The sequence below is a fragment of the Myxococcus hansupus genome (assembly GCF_000280925.3).
Classification (GTDB): Bacteria; Myxococcota; Myxococcia; order Myxococcales; family Myxococcaceae; genus Myxococcus; species Myxococcus hansupus.
In genome coordinates, this window is the sequence record NZ_CP012109.1 from 441225 (window position 1) to 466129 (window position 24905).

Consider the following 24905-nt stretch of genomic DNA (forward strand, 5'->3'; position numbering starts at 1 on the left):
CTCAGAACCCTATCGCGGGCAGCGGAGGAAGGGGCTTCCCCTCCAGCGCTGGCTCCACGTCCCGTGCGTAACGTCGGATGCCCGCGAGCCACGAGGCACCCTGCTGTCCCTGCTCCGTGGCCGCCAGGATGCGGTGCAGCGTCTCACGCGCTGTCCGGCGCGCCTCCGCCTTCGTCGCATGCTGGCCCACGGCGCCCGCTAGCCGCAGCAGCCGCAGCACGACGGCGGGCTCGGAGGCGCCGTAGCGCAGCGTCTGGTCCGTGACCAGGTCCAGGTAGTCGCGTAGCGACGGCGCACGAAGGAAGACGCGCGGGCGCCCGGACGTGTCCGCCACCACGCGGAGGCCCAGCCTCAGTTGGCTCAGCTCGCACATCAAGAAGGTGAGCTGGTCCAACGCCTCCACCACGGTGTAGGGGTCGTTGATGCCCGGAGAGAGCGCCTTGACGGCCACGTCCACCAGTTGGCGCACGCCCAACGCGACGTCCACGTCCTCGTCCCGCCAGCGGTCCGTGCGGATGGCGCGGAGCAGGAGGGGCTCGGCTTCCTCCCACGACGCGGTGGACTTGCCCTCATCCGGCGCGAACCAGCCCACCTCGCCGGCTTGAATCACCGGCTCTCCGATGGCGCGCTCCAGATGGACGACGAGCCGCCGTGTCGTCGCCACCTCCAGCAGCGCCCGCGCATCCACGGAGACGACGAAGCCGTGCCGCGGGGCGCGCAGCGGCCAACGCACGCCCATGGGCGCTGGCACCTCGGCGGGTGTCTCCAGGTCTCCTGTGCGCAGCCGCTCCATCCTGTGCGCGACGCGCAGCGTGTCCACGCGCACCCGCTGAACGATGTTCTCCACGCGCATGGCCTGGAGCGTATGGAGCACCTGGAAGACGAGCGCTCCCTCGCAGACGACGAGCAGCAACATGGCCAGACTGAGCGCCGGGCGTGGCGCGCGCTCGGCGCCCGCGACGAGCCCGAACTCGTGAGCGGCCACGAGGCAGAAGACGCTGGTGGCGATGAACACCGGGATGACCACGCGGATGCCCGCGCCCTGCACGAAATGGCGCAGCAGGCGGGGTGAGAACTGCCCGGCGGCGTTCTGCACCACGAGCATGGAGAGGGACAGGACGATGCTCAGGGAGGTCAGCGCGATTCCCAGCGCGGTGAAGAGCATGTCCCGCGCCTCGGCGGCGGTGGCCTGCCAGGCGACGCCGCGCAGGACCCTGGCCGCGAACGCCGGTGGCTCCACGAACACCACGCCCAGGCACGCCCCCGTCACCGCGCCCACCACGGGCGAGAGCCACAGCCGATGCCGCAGCCACCAACGGAGCGGTCGGGCACCGCGGGGAGGACCGGACCTGGGGACGCCACGTCCCATGGCCGTGCGGGAGAGTGTCTGGATGCCCGCCACGCGCAAGTCCCTCCGCCACGGCAAGGGCCCCGCGCCAGCGCGCTCAGGCCGACCGAGCACCGCCGTCGGGCCGGGTGCTCGGACCTGGGCGACGGGGTTGCCCCCAGAGACTGGGAACGCTCCCGCCTGGCGGCAAGGCGCAGGCGAGGGCCCGGGGACCTGGGGCCCGACAGCCTCTGTGCCCGCTCAGAACTGCAGGTACACGTACGGCCGCGTCTCCACGGCGGACAGGTGGCGGATGCCCAGGCCGAGCAGCACCAGCGCCGTGGCGCGCACCGGCACCGGCATGCGGACGAACAGCTCCGACGACACGGTGTAGAGCTTCATCGGCACCGCGTGGAAGAACACCGCCGCCGCCAGCATGCCCCACACCAGCGGGCTCACGTTGGCGATACCCGGCACGCCCGCCATCATCCGCTCGTAGAACTCCCCCGCGTGCGCCATGTCCGCGGCCCGGAACACCACGCGCGTCAGCACGACGATGGTGAACGTGGCCAACATCCCCAGCGCCAGGCGCGGGATGCCTGGGGACTCGGGCTTGCCCACGGACCACTCCCAGCAGCGGGAGATGCACAGCGCGACGCCGTGCACCAGGCCCCACACGGCGAAGCGCCAGTCCGCGCCGTGCCACAGGCCGCCCAGCACCATCACCGTCATCAGGTTGAACAGCACGCGCGGCTTGGACACGCGGTTGCCGCCCAGCGGCCGGTACAGGTAGTCGCGCAGCCACGTGGACAGGCTCAGGTGCCACCGGTTCCAGAACTCACCGATGTTCTTCGCCAGGTACGGCCGGTTGAAGTTCTCCGGGAACTTGAAGCCGAACAGCGCCGCCACGCCAATGGCGATGTCCGAGTACCCCGAGAAGTCGTAGTAGAGCTCGAAGGTGTAGGCCACCGCCGCGACGATGCACTCGGCGGAGGCGTACTTCTCCGGCGCGGCGAAGACGGGGTCCACCAGTCCCGCGCCCAGCACGTCCGCGATGACCAGCTTCTTCACCAGGCCCACCGCGATGCGGAAGAGGGCATGGCCGCCGGCCTCGGGCGTGAGGCTGGGCGTCTGGCGGAAGTGCACCATCAGCTCCGACGCGCGGACGATGGGGCCGCTCACCACGCGCGGGAAGAACATCAGGTACAGCAGGTGCTCCAGGAACGAGTGCTCCGCGCTCGCCTTCCCGCGGTACACGTCCACCGTGTAGCTGATGGCCTGGAACACGAAGAAGGACAGGCCCACCGGCATCAGCAGGTTGAAGGGCTCGGCGCGGACCTCGATGCCCCACGGCGCCAGCAGCGACAGCGCCGTCTGCCGCAGCATCTCCAGGTACTTGAAGCCCGCGAGCAGGCTCAGGTTGGAGACCACCGACACCGTGACGAGCGCCTTGCGCAGCCCCGGTGACTGCGCGCGGGCCATGCCCTTCACGCACAGGTGGTCCACCGTGACGCCCACCAGGAAGATGAGGATGGGGAAGGGCGTGAACGCCGCGTAGAAGAAGAGGCTGGCCACCAGCAGCACGCCCAGTCGCGGCCAGTAGTGCCGGTGCACCGCCCAGTAGAGGGCGAACACCGCGATGACGAAGACGAGGTACTGGACGCTGTGCGACAGCACGTCAGTTGTCCTCCACGCGCGAGGTGGGGCCCGCCTTGCGGTGGGCCTCGTACGCGGTGAGCAGCTCCCGGGCGAAGGCGCCCGCCAGCCGCGCGTAGCCTTCCGCGGTCAGGTGGACGCCGTCCGCGTGGCCCAGCGCCGGCTGCGCGCGTTGCCAGCGCAGCATGGAGCGCTCGCCGCCCATGGCCGCGCGCGGCGACCAGTACGCGCAGCCCGCGTCCTTCGCCACCTGCGGCAGCGTGTTGAGCACGGAGACCAGTGACGGCGCTTCCCGCCACGGGCCGCCCGCGTCCTGTTCCAGCCGGTCCGTGGGGCCCAGGAGCAGGCACTCCGCGTTGGTGGCCTGGCGCAGCCGCTTCAGCAGCGCGGTGTAGTCCCGGCGCAGCGCGGCGCTGTCCAGGTCGGGCCGGCTCGCCTCGTTGGTGCCGTACCAGAACACGAGCAGGTCCGGCCGCCGCGAGGCGAGCTGCGCGTCCACCGCCGCCGCGTCCATGTTCTTCAGCGCGAAGGACGTGGCGCCGGGCAGCCCCAGCGCGTCGTACACGATGCCCGGTGTGTCGTACTCCAGCGACGCCCCCAGCACCGTGACGTTGCCGTCCTTCGGCGCGGTGACCTCCACGGTGTGCGAGGGCCCGGTGACGGGGAAGGAGCGGATGCGCACGGTGGGCGCGGTGAGCGGCTCGGGCGGCGGGGCCTCGGGCGGCATGGCCTCGCTGTCCACCGTGATGTCTGGGGCGCGCGTGTCCGGCACGTCCAGGGCGTACAGGTCCAACCGGCCGGAGGGCTGCTTCGCGTCCGGGCAGTCCTTGCAGAACTGGATGCGCAGCTTCGCGCCCGGGCCCCCCACGGCGCGGACGCCCGTGAGGCCCCACGGTCCGCCGTGCGGAGAGGACAGCGCGTCCTCGATGCGCCATTCGCCTTCCAGCGCGCGCGTGACACCCGAGGGCTCCAGGCGGGGGGACGCCTTGCCCGCGGCGATGAAGCCCCGGCCGGCGTCACCGAAGCGCTTCGACAGCACGTCGCGCACCGCGTCCGTGAAGTAGTGCGAGGCCGTGTGCGAGCCGCCGAGCTGCGTGATGCCCACGCGCAGGGACTCGCCGGACTCGCGGCGTTGCAGCTTGTCGAACGTCCGGGTCAGCGCGGTGTCCGCGTGCTGCAAGCCCGTCGGGTCCGCCACGGTCAGCAGGGGCGCGCGGCTCTTGGCGAAGGCGCGCTGGACGGACATGTCGAAGAGGTGGCCCAGCAGGTCCGAGCCCCGGGCGCGCGGGTGGACGAGGTCGTCCAGCATCAGCCCTTCCGCGAACCAGCGCGCCGCGGATCCGTCGCCCCCCATGGCGGCGTAGGCGTCCCAGAAGGCGCACCCGGCCGCGCGGGCCTCTTCCCGGTAGATGTCGCCAATCTCCTGGGTGCCCCGCCGCGCCACCACCTCGCCGCTCATGGTGCGCACGCCCGCGTCGATGGGGGCCATGAGCAGGCACGCGGCGGACGGCACGTTGGCGCGGACGCGGGACATCAGCTCGCGAATCTGCTCGCGCACCGTCTCCAGCGTGATGCGGTCCCTCGAGTAGAAGAAGGCCTCGTTGCCGCCCACCATCATCACCACCAGCGACGGCTTGCGCTGACGGAGCTGCGCGCGGAACGCGGCGGGCTGGGCGCGCAGATACACCTCCGCCATGCCACCCAGCAGGCCCACCGTGTCGTAGACGACGCCCGGCGTGCCCGTCTCCAGCGTCATGCCGTGCAGCTCCACCTTGCCGGAGGTGGTGAGCGTCAGCGTCTTCGCGCCCTGGGGCAGCGTCACGCGGGCGAAGGCCGCCTCCGACTTGTTCTTGGAGAAGCCGCGCGTCTGGATGCGCTGGAGCGGCTTGCCGTCCACGGAGAACTGCACCGAGCCGCTCGTGGGCTGGGCCAGGAAGAAGAGCTCCGCCACGCGCGAGCCCTCCACGTCATAACGCGTGCTCTGCGGACCCTTGTCCGTGCTGAAGGCCACGCCCGTCCAGCCCACGCGGTCCCGGGGCCACTTGGAGTCCACCAGCCGCTCGATTTCCCAGCCGTCCGTGCCCCGTCCGGAGCGCGTCCAGCGGCCGGCGCTGGCGGGGCGGGTGATGAACAGGAAGCCCTTGCCGCCGGCGCCGAAGCGCTCCTGGAGCCGGTCCCGGACCAGGTCGGTGATGTGGTCGGACGCGACCAGTGAATCCCCCAGGTGCACCACGCGCACCGGCGCGCGGCGGGCGTCCGTGCGCAGCTCGGACAGCGCCCGGGTGAAGGGGGCCAGCCCATCCTCCAGGCAGTCTCCGTCCGGGCCTTCCTTGCGGCAGTTCAGCTCGACGTCCACGTGCTGGGCGCCCATGCGCTCACGCAGGGCCTCCAGCTCCTTCGCGCGGGCCAGGGTGGGGGCGCTCAGCTCTTCCAGGCCGATGCCCGGCGTGGTGGGCACCGCGGGCAGGGGGGCGGCCGCGAGTGAGCCGGCGTCGAGCTCCTGCTCCACCTCTTCGGTCTCCTCTGGCGGGCGCTGGGCGGCGCTGGCTCCCGCCGTCATCACCTCGCCGGGCGGACGGGTGGCGCGGCCTCCCGACATCGACGTCGGCAGGACGAGCGCCACCAGCTTCTCGTGCAGCGGGCCTCTTTGGAGACTCGGGAGCGGCCGGAAGGCGTCTGGAACCGGTGCAAGCGAGAGCCCCAACGCCAGTGCGACGGTGAGGATGAGCGTCAGCCCGGTGGATCTGGCCTTGAGGAAGTCCAACAGCGCGGCATGAGACTGGCTTTTTGGTGGCGGGTCAAAACTCTCACCACCCTTCATGGCCTCGCCGTCTGGAGGGCGGGCGGGCGAGTCCCCCTTTCCCGCCCAGGCCGAAACGGTATGGTGCGCCGCCATATGGCCGCCGGCTCGGTCCGGGGTCTTCAGGAGTGCAACACCCGAAATGGCCCTCTACCCCGTCATCATGGCCGGTGGTTCCGGCACCCGCTTCTGGCCGCTGTCTCGTCAGGCCCGGCCCAAGCAGTTCCTCCCGCTGGCGTCCAAGCTGCCGCTCATCACCGACACGTCCGCGCGCCTCAAGGGGCTCGCCTCCGTGAAGGACACCTTCATCGTCTGCGGCCCGCTGCACGCGAAGGCCGCGGCGAAGCTGGTGAAGGGTCTGCCCAAGGCGAACCTGCTGGTGGAGCCGGTGGCCCGCAACACCGCGCCGGCCATCGCCCTGGCGGCGGTGCAGGTGGCCGCCAGGGACCCGAAGGGCGTCATGGTGGTGCTGCCCTCGGACCACCACGTCGCGGACGTCGCGGGCTTCAAGCGCACGCTCGCGGACGCGGCGGACCTGGCGGAGGCGGGGCACATCGTCACGCTGGGCATCAAGCCGTCGCGCCCGGAGACGGGCTACGGCTACATCCAGGTGGGCGCGGCGCTGGAGGGCGGCGGCCGCAAGGTTCGGGCCTTCAAGGAGAAGCCGGACCTGGACACGGCGCGCGGCTACGTGAAGTCCGGTGACTACCTGTGGAACGGCGGCATCTTCGTCTTCCGCGTGGACGTCATCCTGGAGGCGTTCGCCAAGCACATGCCGGAGATGCAGAAGGGCCTGGACGCCCTGCGCAAGGCCGCGGGCAAGCGGACCTTCGGCGGGGTGTTGAAGAAGGTGTTCCCCAAGCTGCCCTCCATCTCCATCGACTACGGCGTCATGGAGAAGGCGGCGAACATCGCGGTGCTGCCCGGGGACTTCGGCTGGTCCGACGTGGGCTCGTTCGCGGCCATCCCGGAGGTGCGCCCCGCGGACGCGAACGGCAACGTGGTGTCCGGCGCGCAGGCGGTGGTGGTGGACTGCCACAACTGCGTGGTGCTGGCCGACAAGCGTCCGCTGTCCGTGGTGGGTCTCACCGACATGGTGGTGGTGGACTCCGGTGACGCGGTGCTCGTGGTGCCCAAGGACAAGAGCCAGGACGTCCGCAAGGTCGTCGAGGCGCTCAAGGCCCGCAAGCTGACGAAGTACCTCTAGGCGTCCAGGTGCGCCCGGGTGCGCTGGAAAAACGCCCGGGCGCGGCCCTGAAAGAATTACGGGACGCCCAACCCTGATTCACGGGCGACCTCGGCCACCTGGGGGCTTGCTCTGTCCAGGAGTGCACAAGGGTCCTCTGCACGCCGGTTGCAAGGGCCCCCACCGCCTGCCCCGCTCCGGGGCGATAGAGGGTGGTGGGGTATGGCGTGCGCTCAGTGTGACGTGAACCATCCGGCCGGCACGGCGTGCCTGGCCAGCGCCCGCGGTGGTGCGGTGTCCGCGAGCTGTCTGGAGGGGCAGCGGCACGGGCCGCTCGTCCTCCGTCGCTGGTTGGGCGCCGGTGCGCTGGGCACGGTGTACCTCGCCGAGTACCCGCCCACGGGCCACCGCTTCGCGGTGAAGGTGCTGCACCCGAACCTGGCCGCGCAGCCGGAGATGCAGCGCCGCTTCTACGCGGAGGCGCACGCGCTGCGCGCGCTGGTGCACCCGCATGTGGCCCGCGTGTTGGATGCGCGCCCGGGGCCCGGTGGCCTGCCGTGCCTGTTGATGGAGTACGCGGACGGCGAGTCCTTCTCCCGCCTTCCCATGCCGCTGGCGCCCGTGGAGGCGGTGGAGCTGCTGGCGCAGGCGTTGGAGGCCGTGGAGGCCGCGCACGCGCGGGGGCTGCTGCACTGCGACTTGTCCGCGGACAACCTGGTCCTCACCCGCGACGCGAAGGGGGAGCGGCGGGTGAAGGTGCTCGACTTCGGCGCCAGCGCGATTCTCAGCTCCAGCCTGTCTCCGCAGGCGCGCGAGCGCGGCATGGTGGTGGGCTCGCCGGCCTTCATCGCGCCCGAGCAGTGGTCGGGTGACGCGGTGGATGGCCGCGCGGACGTGTACGCGCTGGGCGTGGTGGGGTACCTGCTGCTCACGGGGCGGTTGCCCTTCGGCATTGGCCGCGCGGGGGAGCTGGCTCCGCCCGAGCCGCATGTCCTCAACCCCTGCGTGCCGCCGGCGCTGTCCTCGGTGCTGCTGCGGGCCCTGGCGTCGCGTCCGGGCGAGCGCTTCGCGAATGCCCGCGCGTTCCGTGAGGCCCTGGCGCACTGCATGGACCCGCGGGCCCGGGCGGCCGAGCGCGCGGCGGCGCTGGTGGACGACGTGGAGATGCTGTTGGACATCGACATCGTGCTGGACGAGGACGCGCCCGCGCCCGAGGTGCCCATCCTGCTGCTGCCGGAGATGCGGGTGCCCCAAGGCAACGTCACCATCTTCGGCCAGGCGATTCCGGAGGACGGCGCCACGCCGCTGCACCTGGCGCTGCGGGCGGCGGCCCACGCGGCGCCGGTGCTGGAGGCGCCCGCGCCCCGCGTCGCCGCGCCCGTGGGGCTCGAGGTGCGGCTGCTGCTCGAGGGCGAATGGGTGTCCGTGACGCCTGGCGACGTGTCGGTGGACGGCCTCTTCGCGGCCTGGGCCGGCGCGCTGCCGCCGCTGGCCGCGAGGCTGGAGGTGGCGCTGGCCTTCAACGGGCGCACCCTGACGTGCGTGGGCGACGTCGTCCGGCACGTGACGGGAGACGAGGCGCGGACGTGGGGCGTGGCCGCGGGCGCCTTCCTCCACTTCGCCGAGCCGGGCCCCGCGCTGCGCCCCTGGATGACGTGGATGCTGCAAGAGGGCTCGCGGCCGGAGCCGCTGCCGGACGGGGAGCTGGCGCGGCTGCTCGCGCGGGCCGCCGAGGCCGCGCAGGACCCGTACGCCTTGCTCGGCGCGCGCCCGGACGCCGACTTCGAGGAGATTCGCCGCCGCGCCAGCGCCGCCCAGCGCCGCCTGGAGGGCTTCCGCGCCCGCTCGCTGCCCTTCTCGCAGCGCCGGGCCTTGGACGCCCTGCGAGGCCGGGTGGAGTCCGCGCGCCGCACCCTGGGCGAGCCGTTCAGCCGCGCCGGCTTCGACGCCGTGCGGGGCAACCTCTCCGGGCTGGCCCGGTGCGTGGAAGCGGGGCTGCCGGACGAGGAGGTGGAGCCGCTGCGTCACGCGTTCCTGGCGGCGCGGCCCGGCTCGGAGGCCCGGGCTCGGGCGCTCTTCACCCAGGGGCACGCGCTGGAGGCGCAGCGGGCCCTGCGGGCGGCTTTGTCACGATATGCCAACGCCCTGGCCCTGGACCCGCTCAACGTCTCCTGGCTGCGGCACTACCAGGAGCTTCGCCAGCGGGCGCAGGGGCTGGTTCCCTCCATGCCCCCCGTGCTGCACGAGGGCCCTCGGGCCGCTGCGTCCCCGCTTCCGTAGCGAGGCTGGGTCCTTCCTGTCCCCTTGGCCCTCCAACGGGCCGGGGGCGTCCTCTGGCCGGGTGCCCCCCTGGCCCGCGCTCGTGTAGAGTCCGCCGCCCTCTGCCATGCCCTCCGCAGTCACGGGGGCGGGGACACCTTCATGAACGCGCACATCTTCCGCGAATACGATATCCGAGGCCTGGTCGATAAGGACCTCACCACCGAGGTGGTGGAGCTGCTGGGCAAGGGCCTGGGCACCATCATCCGCCGCCAGGGCGGGCGCTCCATCGCGGTGGGCCGCGACTGCCGCGAGTCCTCCACCCGCTTCCGTGACTCGCTCTGCGCGGGGCTCACGTCCACCGGCCTCAACGTGTTCGACGTGGGCGTGGTGCCGACGCCGCTGACGTACTTCGCCGCCAACACCCTGCCGGTGGACGGCCTGGCGATGATTACCGGCAGCCACAACCCGCCCGAGTACAACGGCTTCAAGATTGGCGCGGGGAAGACGACCTTCCACAGCCACGAAATCCAGGCCCTGCGCAAGCTCATCGAGGCCCAGGACTTCGAGGTGGGCCCCAAGCCGGGCACGGTGACGCCCTACGACATCATCACCCCGTACAACCACTTCGTCCGGCAGACGGTGAAGGTGGGCCGCAAGGGGATGCGCATCGTCATCGACGCCGGCAACGGCACGGGCGGCGCCATCGCGGTGCCGCTGTTCGAGAGCATGGGCTTCGACGTGGTGCCCCTGTTCTGTGAGATGGACGCGACGTTCCCCAACCACCACCCGGACCCGACGGTGGTGGAGAACCTGCAGGACCTCATCGCGGCGGTGAAGCGCGAGAAGGCCGAGGTGGGCATCGCCTACGACGGCGACAGCGACCGCATTGGCGTCATCGACGACCAGGGCAACATCCTCTGGGGCGACCAGTTGATGGTCCTCTTCAGCCGCTACGTGCTGAAGGAGAGCCCGGGCGCGGCCATCGTCGGCGAGGTGAAGTGCAGCTACACGCTGTACGACGACATCGCGAAGCGCGGCGGCAAGCCCGTCATGTGGAAGGCCGGTCACTCGCTCATCAAGTCGAAGATGAAGGAGACGCAGGCGGAGTTGGCCGGAGAGATGAGCGGCCACATCTTCTTCAAGAACCGCTACTTCGGCTTCGACGACGCCATCTACTCCACCGCGCGGCTGCTCGAAATCCTGACGCACGAGAAGGCGACCATGTCGGAGCTCCTGTCCGACGTGCCGAAGACGTACGCCAGCCCGGAGCTGCGCTTCGACACGAAGGAGGAGAAGAAGTTCGAGATGGTCAAGCGCGCCACCGAGACGCTGCGCGACGCGGGCCACGACATCATCGACGTGGACGGCGTGCGCGTGACGTTCCCGGACGGCTGGGGCCTCATCCGCGCCTCCAACACGCAGCCCATCCTGGTGCTGCGCTTCGAGGCGAACACGCCTGAGCGCCTCAAGGAAATCCAGGCCCTCATCGAGGGCACCGTGGAGAAGGTGAAGGTCGAGGTCGGGGGCTGACATGACGACGCCGCGCATTCTCGCCATCAGTGGCAGCCTCCGGACCGGGAGCTTCAACCGGAAGCTCCTGGACATCGCCGTCGCCCACGCCCGCTCGCTCGGAGCGGAGGTGGACGTGGTGGACCTGAAGACGCTGGATCTGCCCATCTACGATGGCGATGTGGAGGCCAAGGCCCTGCCCGCGCCGGTGGAGGCGCTGCGCGAGCGGCTGGGCAAGGCCCAGGGCCTGCTCATCGCCAGCCCGGAGTACAACTCCTCCATTCCCGGGGGCCTGAAGAACGCCATCGACTGGGTGTCCCGCCCGCCCGGTGGCCTCTTCAAGGAGAAGTGGGTGGCGATGATGGGCGCCACGCCCGGTGGCTTCGGCACCGCGCGCATGCAGCCGCACCTGCGTCAGGTGATGTCCTCCGTGGGGGCGAACGTGCTGCCCACGCAGGTGCACATGGCCCGGGTGTCGGACGCCTTCACCCCGGAAGGGAAGCTCAAGGACGAGGCGCGCCAGAAGGAAGTAGAAGCCCTGGCCGCCGCGTTGGTTTCCAAGCTGAAGGCCTGAGAAAGGACGCACCATGCCAACGCTTGGAATCGACCTGGGTGGCACCTTCGCCCGCGCCGCCGTCGTGGACGCGGGGGGGACCCTGATTGCCGCCTCGAAGGTGGCGCTGGTCGAGCGCAGCCCCGCGGGCGTCGTGGAGACCATCGCCCAGGCGGCCTCGGACGCCGTGAAGTCCGCGGGCGTGCCCTTGGGCGCGTGCGGGGTCGCCGCCGCCGGGCAGATTCACAAGGACTCGGGCGTGCTGTCCGTTGCTCCCAACCTGGGCTGGCGCAACGTGCCGCTGGGCGCGCTGCTCAAGGACCGGCTGGGCCAGCCCGTGCGCGTGGTGAATGACCTGGCCGCGGCGGCGTGGGGTGAGCTGCACGCCGGCGCGGGCCGGGGCGCCCAGGACATGCTGGTGGCGTTCGTGGGCTCGGGCGTGGGCAGCGCCATCATCGCCGGAGGCCACCTGGTGGATGGCGGCGGCGGCGTGGCGGGCGAGCTGGGCCACATCAAGGTGGTTCCCGGTGGACGACGCTGCGGCTGCGGCGAGCTGGGGTGCCTGGAGGCCTACGTCGGCGGTCACAACCTCATCGCGCAGACGCGCGAGCTGCTCGCCAGCGGGAACGCGCCCGAGGTGCAGCGGCTGACGGGCGGGGACCCGTCACGCATCACCCCGGTGACGCTGGAGACGGCGGCGGAGGCGGGGGACGCGGCCGCGGTGGAAGTCTATGAGCGCGCGGCGCGCTTCCTGGCGCTGTCCGTGGCCAACATGGTGACGATGCTCAACCCGGCGAGGCTGGTGCTGGGCGGCGGCGTGCTGATGCATTGTCCGGGCCTCCGTCGCCACGTGGAGGAGGGCGTGCGCCAGTGGTCCTCCATGACGTCGCGCGAGGGCTTGCTCATCGCCGACGCGGAGCTGGGCGACGACAGCGGTCTGATTGGCGCGGCGTTGCTGGTGAAGTAGGCCGCGCGCTACTCGAAGCGGGGAGGCATTCCATGGCCGAGCACAAGGGCATCGTCACGTTCAAGGGTCAGCCGGTGACGCTGGTGGGGGAGGAGGTGAAGCTGGGGGATACGGCCCCGGACTTCACCGCGTACAAGGGGCTCAACGACGCGCTGAAGTTGTCGGACACGAAGGGCAGCGTGGTGGTGTTGAGCGTGGCGCCCAGCGTGGACACGCGGGTGTGCGCGGCGCAGCTTCGCGCGTTCAACAAGGAAGCCACCGCGTTGGGGCCGGACGTGAAGGTCTGGTTCGTCACGCTGGATTTGCCCTTCGCGCTGGGGCGCTTCTCCGCGGCCGAGGGCATCCAGAACGTCACGGTGCTGTCGGACTACAAGGACCGCGAGTTCGGTGAGAAGTACGGCTTGTACATGAAGGAGCTGGGCCTGCTGGCGCGCAGCACCTTCGTGCTGAACCGCGAGGGCAAGGTCGTGTTCCGGGAGATCGTGAAGGAGATGACGCACGAGCCGGATTACGACGGCGCGCTGAAGGCGGTCCGCGAGTCGCTGTGACGGTGATTCAGTCGCGCTGGGGCGGTTTCCATCGCCGCAGCGCCGTCTGGTTTTCGTAGGGCTGGGGCGACGGGTAGCTGATGAACTCGATGACGGTGCCCCAGGGGGCCCGGGCGTAGCAGAAGGCGTTGCCTGGGCCCTGTTCCAACGGCGGTAGTTCGTGAGGGCGGGAGAAGACCTCGCCTCCGGCCGCCTGGAAGCGCGCGAGCGCCGCGTCCATGTCCTCCACGTAGACGGCGAAGTGTTGGAGGCCGAAGTCATTGGGCCGGGCCGGCGGGCGCTGCTCGGGGGCCGCGTACTCGAAGAGCTCGAGGCTGGGGCCGTTGCCCAGGCGGAGCAGCCGCATGGCGCGGATGCTGGAGCCACGGAGGAAGCGCAGGCGCCGTTCGAGGTCCTCGCCCTCCTGTGGCGGTTGTCCCTTCGCGAGCGTGTCGTAGAGCACCTTCGCACCGAGCGCCTGGACGAAGAAGGCGGTGGCTGCTTCGAGGTCGGGCACGGTGATGCCGACATGGTCGATGCCGCGGACGGGCGAGTCGGACGTCATGGCGCGTACGCTCCTGGGCCGAAGAGAACGCTGACTGCTGAGCCCACTCACGGTGCCGCCGGGCAAGGTGTCCCGTCAACCCAGGGGCCCCGGGGGATGGGATGGTGTTCACTCGTGGGCGGGCAGGGCTCCGGACACGAGAAGCCCCGTCCCGATGCGCCATCGCGCGCCAGGACGGGGCGGGGTGTGGGGACGGCGAATCAGAGCGTGGGCGTGCCGAGGCGGTTGCTGCAGTTGGCGTTGGTGCCGCAGGTGGTGCCGACGCTGGTGTACCAGGCCGTCTTGCGCGTGCCGTACTGGCGGTTGTCCGCGTGCACGTGCGCACCCGTGGAGTTGCCCGTGGAGCCCACGAGGCCCAGCGCGCAGCGGTCACACGTCTGGGAACGCGACGAGCCGTTCGAGTTCAGGTGGAGCTGGCGGAAGTCCCAGCCGCTGCCACCGGTGACGACGTAGTAGTTGCCCGCGCCGCCGTTGCAGCTCGTGCCGCCGCTGCAGTTGTTCGCACAGCCGCCGTAGTAGGCGTAGTGGCGGCTCACGTTGATCATCCCGCGGTGGTTCCACTCGCTGCACGTGCCGTTGCTGATATCGAGCGCGTTGTGGCTGCTACCCGAGCACGAGTAATACGTCGTGGAACCCACACGCGCGGCGGCATCACAGATGGGGCCCACGGCCGTGGCGGCCGTGACACTGGTGCCCCAGCCCGTGGCGGCGAGTACGGCCGCCGCCAGGGTCAGCTTCATCGTCTTCATCAAGAGACTCCCTCGTTGGTGTTGCGCTGCGTACTGCGGTGAAGCAGGCGTTACCTCCGGAGGCGCTGCTTCTCGCGCAGCACGAGCTCCCACTCCTGGAGGTTGAGCTTCAGGACCTTCAGCCAGGCGCCGATCTCCGCATCCATGGAGCGGTCCACGCCGCGCAGCGACTCCAGCACGGACGCCGCCTGGGATTGCCCCAGCCGGGCGATGCCCTGGAGCGCCGCCTTGCGCACCGCCGGGTCCTTGTCGTCCCGGTACAGGTCCACCAGCGAGCCGCGCGCCCCCGTCGCCTCGCCGCCGGGCACGCCGCCCAGCGCCGTGGCCGCCGCCGCGCGCAGCTCCGGGTTCTCCGAGCGGAGCTGGCGCGTCACCTGCTCCACCGCCTCGTGGCCCACGGCCTCCATGGAGACCTCGCGCAAGAGCTTCGCCGCCACCGCCGGGTCTTCCGACGCCGCCGCCGCGGACACCGCCGCCTCCGACACACCCCGGTCATGGCCGCTGTAGACGTCCGCGCTCTCCGCGACGAGGTTCTCCGCCACCGCCGCGCGGACCTCGGGAGACGCGTCGCGCACCAACTGTTCGTACGTCACCACGCCGCCGTTCTTCTCCATGAACTCGACGGAGGGCACGCCGCGCAGCCCGCGCACCGCCGCGGCGCGCAGGGCCGGGTCCGCGTCACCCACGGCCCGCGCCAGCAGCGGCTGAATCAAGCCCGGCGCGCCCGTGTTGCTGGCCTTGGTGGCCAGGGCCGCGCCCAGGGCCTCGAGCACCTCCGGGTCGCGCTCTCCCTGCCACGCCGCCAGCAGGGACTCCGCGGACATGGCGAGCGCGGCCTCCTTCAGCCGCAGCTTCACGTAGCGCTTCAGCGAGGGCGACCCATGTTTCATCGCCTGCCGCACGTCTTCCAGCATGCCCTGCACCGTGCACTGCGCGGGGCGGAGCGAGGCCTCGGCGCGCGCGGACAGGGGCGACAGGGACGTGAGGGCCATCAGGAGCGCCGCGCGCCCCGTCTGCTTCATCGACGCGGAGAACATCAGTGCGGCGCTCCTTCCTCGACGAGGCAGTTGTGGTGCTCGCGCTTGCCCAGCCAGATGCGGGCGAAGTCCACCGTGCCGGACGCGTAGAGCGCGCGGAACTCCAGGTAGTCCTGCGTGAAGCGCGGGTCCTTCGCGGCGAACTGCTCCAGCAGCGGCAGGGCCTTCTCGCCGGACGCGCGCACGGCGAAGCGGAAGATGGCCCAGCGCACGCACAGGTCGTGCTCCTTCTCGAAGGCGTCGCGGAAGATGTCCAGCGCCTGTTCCGGCTTCGTCGTGAGGCCCAGGCGGAAGGCCGCCATCTCCCGCACGTCCCGCTCGCGGTCGTTGGCGAGGATGCGCTTGAGCGAGTCGAAGGACTCCTCGCCGATGACGGGGTTCGAGTACGACGGCATCTCCAGCGCGAGCAGCCGCACGGCCATGTCGTCGGACGTCGAGCCGATGTCGAGCAGCTCCTTCCAATACGGCGCGTAGTTGCCGGTGAGGGCGAAGTCCTCCTTCATCACCCGGCCCAACGTGCGCGTGGCCACCCAGGCGGTGGAGTCCAGCGTCTCGTCCAGCGCCAGGGTCTTCAGCCGTTGGATGTCCCCGGCCGTCAGCTTGCGCTGCGTCTCCAGGGCATCCAGCGCGGCGGAGCGTTGTTGCAGGGTGGCACCCGGGTCCTCGCCCATCTTCAACAGGCGCTGCGCCACCTGCGAGGTGTGCACCGCGGGCGCGGCCTTCAGCGCGTCCATGTAGATGCCCAGCTCTGGCCCGCTGGCGCTCCGGGCCCACTCCAGCACCTGCAACGCGCGCGCGGGGTCCGTGCCCACCAGCTCCGTCAACCGCTCCTGCAGGTACGTCGCGAGGTAGTGGTCGCCGCTGCCAATGGCCGCCGCCAGCGCCTGCCGGAACGTGTCCATGGACACGGAGGCATCGAAGGCGTGGAGGCCGTCCCAGCAGCCGGGCATGGGCAGTTGCTCCACCGCGGGCTCACGCTCCGCGGGCGCCGAGGCACCCGCGCCGGCGCCGGGGGTGCCCCGTGGCGTCTGGGGCGCCGCGCCGCCGACAGCGAGCGGGGCGGTGTCCCCGGGAGATGGTGGTGGGGCGAGACGTGACCACAGCAGCGCCACGGCCACCGCGACCAGCAACGCGCCTACGGCCGCGGTCCAACGAAGCTTTTGGGAAGTCATCAGGGAGAATGTCCAACCGGTGATTCCTGCTAATTCTCGGATACTCTGAATTCGATGCTGTTGGCAATGGGGGTGGCCTCAAACACAACCTGCGCGTCGCGTCATCGGTTCAGAGGAGGCAGAAATGTCCACGGAGCGCAGGGTCCGGATGGGTGTCATTGGCGCGGGCTTCGCACGCACGACGCAGGTTCCCGCGCTGCGCACGTTGCCCGGTGTCGAGGTGGTGAGCCTCGCGAGCGCCCGGCCGGAGACGGCGGAGTCCGCGGGGCGTCAGCTCGGCATTCCGCACGTGACGACGGACTGGCGCGACGTGGTGTCACGGCCCGACGTGGACTGCGTCTGCATCTCCGCGCCGCCCGCGTTGCACCGGCCCATCACCCTGGCCGCGCTGGAGGCGGGCAAGGCGGTGCTGTGCGAGAAGCCCACCGCGTTGGACGCGGAGGAGGCCCGCGCCATGTGGCAGATGGCCCGTGAGCGCCGCGTCCTGGCGTTGATGGACCACGAGCTGCGTTTCCTGCCCGCGCGGCGGAGGATGCGCGACTTGCTGCGCTCCGGTGAGCTGGGGGCGGTGCGCAGCGCGCGCGTCGACTACCGAAACGACAACCGCGCCTCGCCGGAGCGGCCGTGGGACTGGTGGTCGGACGCGGCGCAGGGCGGCGGACTCCTGGGGGCCATCGGCTCGCACGCGGTGGACACGCTGCGCTTCGTGTTGGGGCGTGAGCCCAGCGCGGTGCTGGGCGAGCTGGCCACGCACACCGCCGAGCGCCTGGAGTCCCGCACCAGGAAGCCCCGCGTGGTGACGAGCGACGATGAATCCCGGCTGCTGCTGCGGTTCGGCGCGGCGACGGCGGCCATCGAAATGTCGATGGTGGCCCCCGGCAAGCCCGTGCACGGCGTCGAGGTGTCGTGCGAGCGCGGAGGACTGCGCGTGGAGGGCCGCGAGCTGTGGCGCTCCACCGTGGGCGCCCGTGCATGGGAGCGCGTGGCGCTTCCCGAGGAGCCGCCGCTGCCACCCGGGCTTCCCGACAACGAGTGGGCACGCGGCTTCCTGTTGTTCGCGCGCGCGTTCACCGACGCCCTGCGCGAAGGCCGCGCCTCGGTGGAGGACGCGGCCACGCTGGAGGACGGCTGGCGCAACCAGCAGGTGCTGGACGCGGCCCGGCGCTCCCATGCGGAGCGCCGGTGGATTCACCTGTCCTCCGGGCGTTGAGGTGATGCCAGCCCTCCCGGAGGACACGGCGTGTTTCAGGGCGACAGCCTCAAGAGGAGGGTCGTGCCACCGGCGGCGGAGTACTCCGTCTGGTCCACGCGGATGACCTCCGAGTCCAGGAGGGCGCCGCCGAAGAGCACCTCGCCGGAGGGCGTCAGTCCCAGCATCGACGGCACCAGCCCTTGGCCCATGGCGCGAGACCAGCGGTGGTTGCCGTCGGGCCCATGGCTGGCCACGTAGGGATTCACCTCGCCGGCCCGATAGGGGTTCAAGATGCCGCCGCCCAGGTCCGTCATGTCGTTGAAGAGGCCCATCGTCACCAGGTTGCCTTGCGCGTCCACGACGAGGCCGCGGCCGTACTCTCCCTCGACGCCGCCGTACAGGCGCGCCCAGCGGTCCGTGGAGGAGGACTCCAACACGCCCAGCACCATGTCGGGCCAGTGGCCGGGGCTCGTCAGCGGAGCGCCCGCGAAGGTGAAGGTGTTGCGGACATGGCCGCTGAACGCCACGGCGTCACCCGGCATCGCCGCCACGCCCATGATGGCGCCCCGCGCCCCGTCGAGCCGGCGCACCCAGTGGCGCTCGCCCGTGGGAAGGAAGCGCGCGATGAAGGGCGTCTGCGACGGGGCGGAGCCCAGGGGATTGGTGCCGCTCGTGGTACCGCCCACCAGGATGTTCCCCAGGCTGTCGGTCGAGAGGGCCTGTCCCTGCGTGTTGCCTTCCGCGCCCGCGGCGAAGGCGTGGGACCACAGGTGCGTTCCTTCCCAGGAGAACTTCGCGAGGAACATTCCCCAGCGTCCGCCGGAGGGATGTGTGGAGGGCCCCGCGTCCAGGGGGCTTCCTCCCAGCGTCATGCGGCCCTGGAACTCACCGGTGAGGATGAGGCTGCCGTTGGCATCGGTGGCGATGTCCACGGCCCTGAGCTGGCCCGGCGAAGTCGTGCCCTGGTCATGGACGACGGAACGGAAGGACCTGGCCCAGACGAACTGCCCCGTGGGGCTGAACTTCGCGATGAAGAGGCTGTGCGGTGTGCCAGCGTCCGTCCCGGGGATGGGGCCCGTGCCGAAGTCCAGCGCGCCCGAGTGGTGTCCGTACACGAGCAGATTGCCCAACGGGGTGTGCACGAGCCCTCCGAGCGTCAGCGACATCCCGGACGAGGGATGGGTCCTCGTCCACTGGATGGTGCCATTCGCGTCGGAGTGGGTCAGGTGCAGGCTCGAGCCGTAGGGCGGGGCGTCATGGAAGCGCGTGCTCAGGGTGGTGAAGCCGCCGCTGCCGTCCACGGCCAGGTCATTCGCCTGGTGGGGGCCTCGGAGGACCTGGGTGACGGCGCCGCCCGTCCCGAAGTGCTGACACCGGGGCCGGGTCTCTCGCACCCGCAGGCGCAGCTCCGGGCGCAGGGTGGAGTTGGGATGCCGGTCGGCGGCGAAGTCCGTGCCGTCTCCCACTTCAGGGAGGAGGACGAAGCCGTACAGCCCACTCGCCGTGACGTGCGCCGTGACGTCGTACTCCACGAAGGTCCCGGAGGCGATGGCGCCCACGTTGGCCAGGGGAGGACCCATGGGCGGGGGACGGGTGTTCCAGGTCAGCGAGTGCTCGTCCCAGTCCGGGCTGGTGGCATACAGGGCGGGGCCGTTGCTGGAGCCATCCTGCGCATAGAGCCGCAGCGTCGCTTGGATGACCGTGGACTCCGAGAGGCCATCGACCCTGAAGCGCAGATAGGCTTCCTGCCGGGGATTGCCGTCCGAGATGATGACTTCGGATGCGGGATTCGGCGTATCCGGTGCCTCCTGCGTGACGTAGGTGTCTCCGGCGGGGCGCCCGGTGGCGTTGAACTCCGTGCCCAGGACTTCGCAGCCGGGTGGAGGCGTCGCTGCTTCCATCTCCGCTGCCTGGGGCCGCCGCGCTCCGGCCTCCTCCGTCACCGCGCCGCCGCACCCCACCGTCATCCCCAGGAGCGGCAGCAAGCCCCAGCCCTTTCTCCAATGCCTCACACTCACTCGCGCCTCCCGGACCCATTGTCCGTCGCGAAGTGATTGCACCCCTGGTGCCAATGAAAGACGTCCCGTGGGTGCGGAAAACCGTGAGGGATTCAGCGGACCCACGCGTGTGCCGAGCGCCGCTATTTCCCAGCCGTGCCGGAACAATGGCCCTGGAGGGCAATGCGCTGTCCACCTGCACTCCGCCCAGGTGGAGATGCGCGCGACCGTTGCCAGATTGCAGGGAAGGAGCCCACGGATGAAAGACCAGCCCTCTTCGCCGTCACAGCCGGATGCACCAGCGCCCGCCAGGTTGCCTGCCGGTTCGAGGCACCCGTGGCATGCGCTGTCGCCGGACAAGGTGCTGACGGAGCTCGGCAGCACGGCCGAGGGGCTGACGGACGAGGAGGCACGCGAGCGGCTGGCCCGTCATGGGCCCAACGTGCTGGAGCGCGCGAAGCGGGACGGGCCGCTGACGCTGCTGTGGCGGCAGGTGAACAGCCCGTTCATCTGGGTGCTCATCGCGTCCGCGGTGCTGGCCGTCATCATGGGGAAGGTGACGGACGGGTTGGTGGTGGCGGCGGTGGTGGTGCTCAACACGTTGATTGGCTTCGTGCAGGAGTACCGCGCGGGGAAGGCGATTGAGTCCCTCAGCCGCATGGTGCCGGAGACCGCCACGGTGATTCGCGCGGGCCGCAAGCTGCGGGTGCCCGCGGCGCAGGGGGTGCCCGGTGACGTGATGGAGCTGGCGCCTGGCGACAAGGTCCCCGCGGACATGCGGCTCTTGTCGGCGCGCAACCTCTCGGTGGAGGAGGCCGCGCTCACCGGTGAGTCCGTGCCCGCGCAGAAGGCGGTGGCGCCGGTGCCGGAAGAGGCCGAGCTGGGCGACCGCGCCAGTCTGCTCTTCGGCGGGACGCTGGTGACCTCCGGCTCGGCGCAGGCGGTGGTGGTGGCCACGGGGCAGGCCACGGAGCTGGGGCGCATCTCCACGCTGCTGCGCGAGGCCACCGACCTCCAGACGCCGCTCACCCAGGCCCTGGCCGTCATCGGCAAGTACATCACCGTGGGCATCCTGCTGATTTCCGTCGCGCTGCTGGGCGTGGGGCTGGTGCGCGGCTACGCGTTGAGCGAGGCCGTCGTCGTGGCCATCACCCTGGCAGTGGCGGCGATTCCAGAGGGACTGCCCGCCATCGTCACCATCGCCCTGGCCATTGGCGTGCAACGCATGGCCGCTCGGCGCGCCGTCATCCGCAAGCTGCCCGCGGTGGAGACGCTGGGGAGCACCACCGTCATCTGCTCGGACAAGACGGGGACGCTCACCCGCAACGAGATGACGGTGCAGGCGCTGTGGACGTCCGCCGGGACGTACGCGCTCAGCGGCGTGGGGTACACGCCCAAGGGCGAGCTGACGCGAGACGGACAGCGCGTGGAGACGCCGCCGCAGGATGTCCAGGCGCTGCTGCTGGCGGGCGCGCTGTGCAACGACGCGGCGCTTCAGCATCGGGACGGTCAGTGGGAGATGACGGGCGACCCGACCGAAGCCGCGCTGCTGGTGGCGGCGGAGAAGGCGGGGATGTCCATGGAGGCGGTGCGCGAGGCGCATCCGCGCCTGGATGCCATCCCCTTCGAGTCCGAGAACCAGTTCATGGCCACGCTGCACGCGGCCGGAAATGCAGGCCACCGCATCCTGCTCAAGGGCGCGCCAGAAGTCGTCCTGCGCCGCTGCGGGGGGGAGGAGGACCACGTCACCTCCAGCAGCGTCCTGGCGGAGGTGGAGCAGATGGCGCGGCGGGGCATGCGCGTGCTCGCGGTGGCGTACCGGGAGGTGTCCAGCGCACACACCGCGTTGCGGATGGAGGACGTCGAGAGCGGGCTGCGGCTGCTCGGCCTGCAGGGGATGATTGACCCGCCGCGCGAGGAGGCGAAGGCGGCGGTGCGCGCCTGTCACGAAGCGGGCATCACGGTGAAGATGATTACGGGTGACCACCCCGCGACGGCGGTGGCCATCGGCGCGCAGCTCGGGTTGCTGCAACCCGACGAGGAGGGTGTCACCGGCGCGAAGCTGGCGGCCACGGATGACGCGGCGCTGGAGGCGGTGGCCCACCGCTCGAACGTCTTCGCGCGCGTGGCGCCCGAGCACAAGCTGCGGCTGGTGCGCGCGCTCCAGCGCCAGCAGCACGTGGTGGCCATGACGGGGGACGGGGTGAACGACGCGCCCGCGCTCAAGCAGGCCAACATCGGCGTGGCCATGGGCATCACCGGCACGGCGGTGGCCAAGGACGCGGCGGACATCGTGCTGACGGACGACAACTTCGCCTCCATCGTCGCGGCGGTGGAGGAGGGGCGGCGCGTCTACGACAACCTCATCAAGTCGCTGGCCTTCGTGTTGCCCACCAACCTGGGCCTGGCGCTCATCCTGCTTTTCGGCGTCTCGCTGTTCCCCATCCAGGACGTGGGCGGACGGCTGGTGCCGCTGATGGCCATGCTCCCCACGCAGTTGCTGTGGATCAACCTGGTGGCCACGGTGTCCCTGGCGTTGCCGTTGGCCTTCGAGGCCCGCGAACCGGATGTCATGCGCAGGGCGCCCCGGGCCCCTGGGGCACCGGTGCTCAGTCACTTCGTGGTGATGCGCACCGGCCTGGTGGCGCTGCTCATGGCCGCGGGCGCCATCGGTCTCTTCTGGTGGGAGTACCACCGGGACCTCACCGGCAGCGGACACACGCAGGCGCTGGCCGAGGCCCAGACGATGGCGGTGAACACCGTCATCAGCTTCCAGATGTTCTACCTGTTCATGTGCCGCAGCCTCATGGGCTCGGTGCGCAAGGTCGGCCTCTTCAGCAACCGCTCGGTTTTCGTGGGCATGGGTCTGCTGGTGCTGCTCCAGGTGGCCTTCATGTACCTGCCCTTCATGCAGCGCGTGTTCGGCACCGCGCCGCTGGGCTTGAAGGACGTGGGGCTGTCCATCCTGATGGGCGCGGTGGTGCTGCCGGTGGTGGGACTGGAGAAGTGGCTGCGGCAGCGCAAGAAGGACTCGGACACCCCGTCGAGACGCGGCGCCGCGCGGCTGGGCGAGCGCGTGCCGGCGTGAGGTCCTTCAGGGGCGCGCCGCGCGCGCGGCGGCGTCCGGCAGCGTCCAGTCCCGCGCCATGAAGGCGATGCGGCACTTGTCCAGGCGGGGGCCGCAGGCGCGGTCCAGGTCGCTCCGGGTGTCGCAGCCCGGGCGCTCCTCGCAGGTGTCCGGCAGGAAGGCCCAGACGAACTGGAGCACGTTGCCGCCGCGGCCCTCGGGCAACGCGGCGAGGAAGTCCTCCCGGCGCTCCTCGAACAGCGACGCCAGGTAGACGGTGTCCCGCTCCAGCCTCACGTTGCGCCGGTCTCCCACGAAGCGGCGGCCCGCCTCGTTGAGCTGTGAGTCGAGGAACTCCGGCTGGAAGTGCGAGCCATCCAGCCGCGCACCGCCGCGCGCGGCCTGGAAGAGGGCCAGGTGGATGCGCGGGTCGGCGAACTCGCGGCGCAGCACGCGGTGCTCCAACGCCCACAGCGTGAGCCGCTCGCCGCCCACCGGCCAGGAGCGGCCCCAGAAGAAGCGCCCCAGCCAGGGCTGCTGCACCGTCTCCAGATAGGGGTAGCCGTCCACGACCTGCTGCAACACCAGCGCGTTGTAGGTGTTGAGCCAGTACGCCAGCGCGTCCTCCGGCGTGGGGAAGACGTCCGGCCGGTTGTGCGGGGAGAACGACGCCAGCGAGTCGATGAACGCGTCCAACGTCTTGCGCTCACGCCCCATGGACGCGAAGTCCACGTCACCGTTGGCGCGCACGTGCCGCAGCGCCTTCGCGTAGTCGTGGTAGTCGAAGGGCGTGGACGGCGAGGGCACCCCTGCGGGAAGCAGGCCCTGCACGTGGAGTGCGCCCCCCGCGCCCGCCAGTGCGGCGACGACGAGCAACACGGCGGTCACCGGCAGGCGACGGCGAGGAGCGGAAGGGGTGTCCACGGGCGGGCAGCATAACCCAGCGGGAAGGGGGCTGCCCGGCCCTCGGGTTCACCCCGCGTAACGTGGAGGCCACTGCAAACGGGGATAGCCACCGATTTATACTGGGCGCACATGGAGCCTACCCCCAAGGTCATCCGTCACTTCCATCCCGTTCTTCCCGCCCGCTCCCTGGGCACCTCACCTGTCCGTGTGGAACTCGCGGGCCGCGCCTATGCGCTGTTCCGGGATGCCGCGGGACAACCGGCCGCGCTCGCGGATGCGTGTCCCCACCGCTTCGCGCCGCTGTCCAAGGGCAAGGTGCGTCCGGACGGGCGGCTCCAGTGCCCGTACCACGGCTGGCGCTTCGACGCGCAGGGCAAGGGCAGCAACCCCAGTCAGCCGGAGCTGCGTCACTGCGACGCGCGCAGCTTCCAGGTGGTGGAGCGCTACGGCTACCTCTGGCTGGCCGAGCGGGACACGCCGCTCTCCGCGATGCCCGACATGGGCGACGAGGGCTACGTCTTCGGCGGCGCGTTCTCCACGCACTTCCCCGCGCCCCTGCACGTGTCGCTCGACAACTTCAGCGAGGACGAGCACACGCCCTACGTCCACACCCGGCTGGGCTGGGATGACGCGAACGCGAGCCGCGTGGACTTCGAGGCGCAGAACCTGGAGGACCGCACGGTGATTCGCTACCGCGCCCCGCAGCGGCCCGCGCCGATGATGGTGGTGCTGGGCGTGCGCGACGGCGACTTCTTCCAGAACGAATGGGTGACGCGCTTCGACCCGGTGCGCAGCCAGTACACCATTCAATGGACGGCGCCCGACGGACGTCCGCGTCCCTTCATCACCCGCGCGAACATCTTCTTCGTGCCGGAGACGGCGCGCACCACGCGCCTGCACGTGTTCTCATTCCTGCGGACGGAGCAGCCGCTGCTGCGCCCGCTGCTCCCCGTGGCGGCGCGGGCCGCCATGGCGCTGACGTGGTGGGAGGTCCGCGACGACGCGCAGTTCATCGCCACCGTGGCGGACACGCCGTACAGCCACAAGGGCATGCGGTTGGACCGCTTCGACACGCCGCTGGTGCACCAGCGCCGGCTCCTGGAGCGCATCTACTACGGCGCTGGCGCGAAGCCGGCGGCGGTGGTGCCGCTCACGCGCGAGGCCCCGGGCCTGTGACAGTGTGAAGGCGCGGGACGGGGTCCGCGCTCAGTGCATCGACGGTGAGGGCTCCTCGTAGACGGGGGTGCCCACGCTGGCGCGGGCCTCGTAGGCGTTGCAGCCGCTTTCGCCAGAGACCTCCAGCTCGAACTCGGACAGCTCCGGCTGCATGCAGCGGTGCGTCTCGCTCGCGCTCTGGGGGTTCTGGTTGGCGAAGTAACGGCAACCCTTGCAGTTGCCAAACTGTCCTTCCGCCATGACGTCCTCCTCGGGAA

19 protein-coding genes are annotated in these 24905 nt (G+C 70.9%); 9 read left to right on the forward strand and 10 right to left on the reverse strand.

Annotation, left to right across the window (positions count from 1 at the left end; genetic code table 11):
• Position 1: 1 nt before the first annotated feature.
• The 3 genes from A176_RS01845 to A176_RS01855 all read right to left on the reverse strand — a co-directional run bounded on the left by A176_RS01845 (position 2) and on the right by A176_RS01855 (position 5879).
• Entirely contained in the window at positions 2–1426 is a 1425-nt protein-coding gene (locus A176_RS01845) for a DUF2254 domain-containing protein (RefSeq protein ID WP_226994156.1), read from the reverse strand.
• 162 nt (positions 1427–1588) lie between these two features.
• Positions 1589–3004, reverse strand: a complete 1416-nt coding sequence (locus A176_RS01850; RefSeq protein WP_002633167.1) for an MBOAT family O-acyltransferase — start codon at positions 3002–3004, stop codon at positions 1589–1591.
• A gap of 1 nt (position 3005) precedes the next feature.
• Entirely contained in the window at positions 3006–5879 is a 2874-nt protein-coding gene (locus tag A176_RS01855) for a GDSL-type esterase/lipase family protein (RefSeq protein ID WP_044890507.1), read from the reverse strand.
• 46 nt (positions 5880–5925) lie between these two features.
• Between A176_RS01855 and A176_RS01860 the strand changes: the two genes are divergently transcribed.
• From A176_RS01860 to tpx, 6 genes are all read left to right on the forward strand, one after another.
• Positions 5926–6990, forward strand: a complete 1065-nt coding sequence (locus tag A176_RS01860) for a mannose-1-phosphate guanylyltransferase (RefSeq protein ID WP_002633165.1) — start codon at positions 5926–5928, stop codon at positions 6988–6990.
• A 201-nt stretch (positions 6991–7191) separates the two neighbouring features.
• Complete coding sequence (locus tag A176_RS01865; RefSeq protein ID WP_044890506.1) at positions 7192–9249, forward strand: serine/threonine-protein kinase; 2058 nt, start codon at positions 7192–7194, stop codon at positions 9247–9249.
• Positions 9250–9390: 141 nt separating this feature from the next.
• The gene (locus tag A176_RS01870) at positions 9391–10761 is read left to right on the forward strand and encodes a phosphomannomutase/phosphoglucomutase (RefSeq protein ID WP_002633162.1); all 1371 of its coding nucleotides are present in this window, start codon (positions 9391–9393) and stop codon (positions 10759–10761) included.
• 1 nt (position 10762) lies between these two features.
• On the forward strand, positions 10763–11314 hold the full coding sequence (locus A176_RS01875; protein WP_002633161.1) for an NADPH-dependent FMN reductase: 552 nt from the start codon (positions 10763–10765) through the stop codon (positions 11312–11314).
• A gap of 13 nt (positions 11315–11327) precedes the next feature.
• On the forward strand, positions 11328–12260 hold the full coding sequence (locus A176_RS01880; RefSeq protein WP_002633160.1) for an ROK family protein: 933 nt from the start codon (positions 11328–11330) through the stop codon (positions 12258–12260).
• A 32-nt stretch (positions 12261–12292) separates the two neighbouring features.
• Entirely contained in the window at positions 12293–12808 is a 516-nt protein-coding gene (tpx, locus tag A176_RS01885; RefSeq protein ID WP_002633159.1) for a thiol peroxidase, read from the forward strand.
• 7 nt (positions 12809–12815) lie between these two features.
• Here tpx and A176_RS01890 read toward each other — a convergent pair whose 3' ends face one another.
• The 4 genes from A176_RS01890 to A176_RS01905 all read right to left on the reverse strand — a co-directional run bounded on the left by A176_RS01890 (position 12816) and on the right by A176_RS01905 (position 16310).
• The gene (locus A176_RS01890; RefSeq protein ID WP_002633158.1) at positions 12816–13352 is read right to left on the reverse strand and encodes a VOC family protein; all 537 of its coding nucleotides are present in this window, start codon (positions 13350–13352) and stop codon (positions 12816–12818) included.
• A 200-nt stretch (positions 13353–13552) separates the two neighbouring features.
• On the reverse strand, positions 13553–14101 hold the full coding sequence (locus A176_RS01895; protein ID WP_002633157.1) for a M23 family metallopeptidase: 549 nt from the start codon (positions 14099–14101) through the stop codon (positions 13553–13555).
• Between the two features lie 50 nt (positions 14102–14151).
• A complete protein-coding gene (locus A176_RS01900; RefSeq protein ID WP_002633156.1) occupies positions 14152–15138 on the reverse strand; it encodes a HEAT repeat domain-containing protein in 987 nt (328 codons plus the stop codon).
• The gene (locus A176_RS01905) at positions 15138–16310 is read right to left on the reverse strand and encodes a HEAT repeat domain-containing protein (RefSeq protein WP_021781412.1); all 1173 of its coding nucleotides are present in this window, start codon (positions 16308–16310) and stop codon (positions 15138–15140) included. The genes A176_RS01900 and A176_RS01905 overlap by 1 nt, the downstream gene beginning before the upstream one ends.
• Positions 16311–16434: 124 nt before the next feature.
• On the opposite strand from A176_RS01905, the gene A176_RS01910 reads away from it, so the two are divergent.
• The gene (locus A176_RS01910; RefSeq protein WP_002633154.1) at positions 16435–17520 is read left to right on the forward strand and encodes a Gfo/Idh/MocA family protein; all 1086 of its coding nucleotides are present in this window, start codon (positions 16435–16437) and stop codon (positions 17518–17520) included.
• Positions 17521–17555: 35 nt separating this feature from the next.
• Here the strand turns inward: A176_RS01910 and A176_RS01915 are convergent, their stop codons facing one another.
• Positions 17556–19487: a CBM96 family carbohydrate-binding protein gene (locus A176_RS01915; RefSeq protein ID WP_002633153.1), complete on the reverse strand. Its 1932-nt coding sequence runs from the start codon at positions 19485–19487 to the stop codon at positions 17556–17558.
• Between the two features lie 271 nt (positions 19488–19758).
• On the opposite strand from A176_RS01915, the gene A176_RS01920 reads away from it, so the two are divergent.
• The gene (locus A176_RS01920) at positions 19759–22587 is read left to right on the forward strand and encodes a cation-translocating P-type ATPase (RefSeq protein ID WP_002633152.1); all 2829 of its coding nucleotides are present in this window, start codon (positions 19759–19761) and stop codon (positions 22585–22587) included.
• A gap of 6 nt (positions 22588–22593) precedes the next feature.
• Here the strand turns inward: A176_RS01920 and A176_RS01925 are convergent, their stop codons facing one another.
• Positions 22594–23490: a DUF547 domain-containing protein gene (locus tag A176_RS01925; RefSeq protein WP_226994157.1), complete on the reverse strand. Its 897-nt coding sequence runs from the start codon at positions 23488–23490 to the stop codon at positions 22594–22596.
• Between the two features lie 111 nt (positions 23491–23601).
• Here A176_RS01925 and A176_RS01930 point away from each other — a divergent pair, with 111 nt between their 5' ends.
• Positions 23602–24648 carry a Rieske 2Fe-2S domain-containing protein gene (locus tag A176_RS01930; RefSeq protein ID WP_002633150.1) on the forward strand — a complete coding sequence of 349 codons (1047 nt, stop codon included), beginning with the start codon at positions 23602–23604 and terminating at the stop codon, positions 24646–24648.
• A 30-nt stretch (positions 24649–24678) separates the two neighbouring features.
• Here the strand turns inward: A176_RS01930 and A176_RS01935 are convergent, their stop codons facing one another.
• Positions 24679–24888, reverse strand: coding sequence for a hypothetical protein (locus tag A176_RS01935; protein ID WP_002633149.1), 210 nt, complete (start codon positions 24886–24888; stop codon positions 24679–24681).
• Positions 24889–24905 lie beyond the last annotated feature (17 nt).

Excerpts from the sequence above, each read along its gene's own strand:
- A176_RS01860 (WP_002633165.1), top strand. The coding sequence starts at position 5,926 with ATGGCCCTCTACCCCGTCATCATGGCCGGTGGTTCCGGCACCCGCTTC.
- tpx (WP_002633159.1), top strand. The coding sequence starts at position 12,293 with ATGGCCGAGCACAAGGGCATCGTCACGTTCAAGGGTCAGCCGGTGACG.
- A176_RS01870 (WP_002633162.1), top strand. The coding sequence starts at position 9,391 with ATGAACGCGCACATCTTCCGCGAATACGATATCCGAGGCCTGGTCGAT.
- A176_RS01910 (WP_002633154.1), top strand. The coding sequence starts at position 16,435 with ATGTCCACGGAGCGCAGGGTCCGGATGGGTGTCATTGGCGCGGGCTTC.
- A176_RS01875 (WP_002633161.1), top strand. The coding sequence starts at position 10,763 with ATGACGACGCCGCGCATTCTCGCCATCAGTGGCAGCCTCCGGACCGGG.
- A176_RS01880 (WP_002633160.1), top strand. The coding sequence starts at position 11,328 with ATGCCAACGCTTGGAATCGACCTGGGTGGCACCTTCGCCCGCGCCGCC.
- A176_RS01920 (WP_002633152.1), top strand. The coding sequence starts at position 19,759 with ATGAAAGACCAGCCCTCTTCGCCGTCACAGCCGGATGCACCAGCGCCC.
- A176_RS01855 (WP_044890507.1), bottom strand. The coding sequence starts at position 5,879 with ATGGCGGCGCACCATACCGTTTCGGCCTGGGCGGGAAAGGGGGACTCG.
- A176_RS01905 (WP_021781412.1), bottom strand. The coding sequence starts at position 16,310 with ATGACTTCCCAAAAGCTTCGTTGGACCGCGGCCGTAGGCGCGTTGCTG.
- A176_RS01935 (WP_002633149.1), bottom strand. The coding sequence starts at position 24,888 with ATGGCGGAAGGACAGTTTGGCAACTGCAAGGGTTGCCGTTACTTCGCC.
- A176_RS01930 (WP_002633150.1), top strand. The coding sequence starts at position 23,602 with ATGGAGCCTACCCCCAAGGTCATCCGTCACTTCCATCCCGTTCTTCCC.
- A176_RS01895 (WP_002633157.1), bottom strand. The coding sequence starts at position 14,101 with ATGAAGACGATGAAGCTGACCCTGGCGGCGGCCGTACTCGCCGCCACG.
- A176_RS01865 (WP_044890506.1), top strand. The coding sequence starts at position 7,192 with ATGGCGTGCGCTCAGTGTGACGTGAACCATCCGGCCGGCACGGCGTGC.
- A176_RS01890 (WP_002633158.1), bottom strand. The coding sequence starts at position 13,352 with ATGACGTCCGACTCGCCCGTCCGCGGCATCGACCATGTCGGCATCACC.
- A176_RS01900 (WP_002633156.1), bottom strand. The coding sequence starts at position 15,138 with ATGTTCTCCGCGTCGATGAAGCAGACGGGGCGCGCGGCGCTCCTGATG.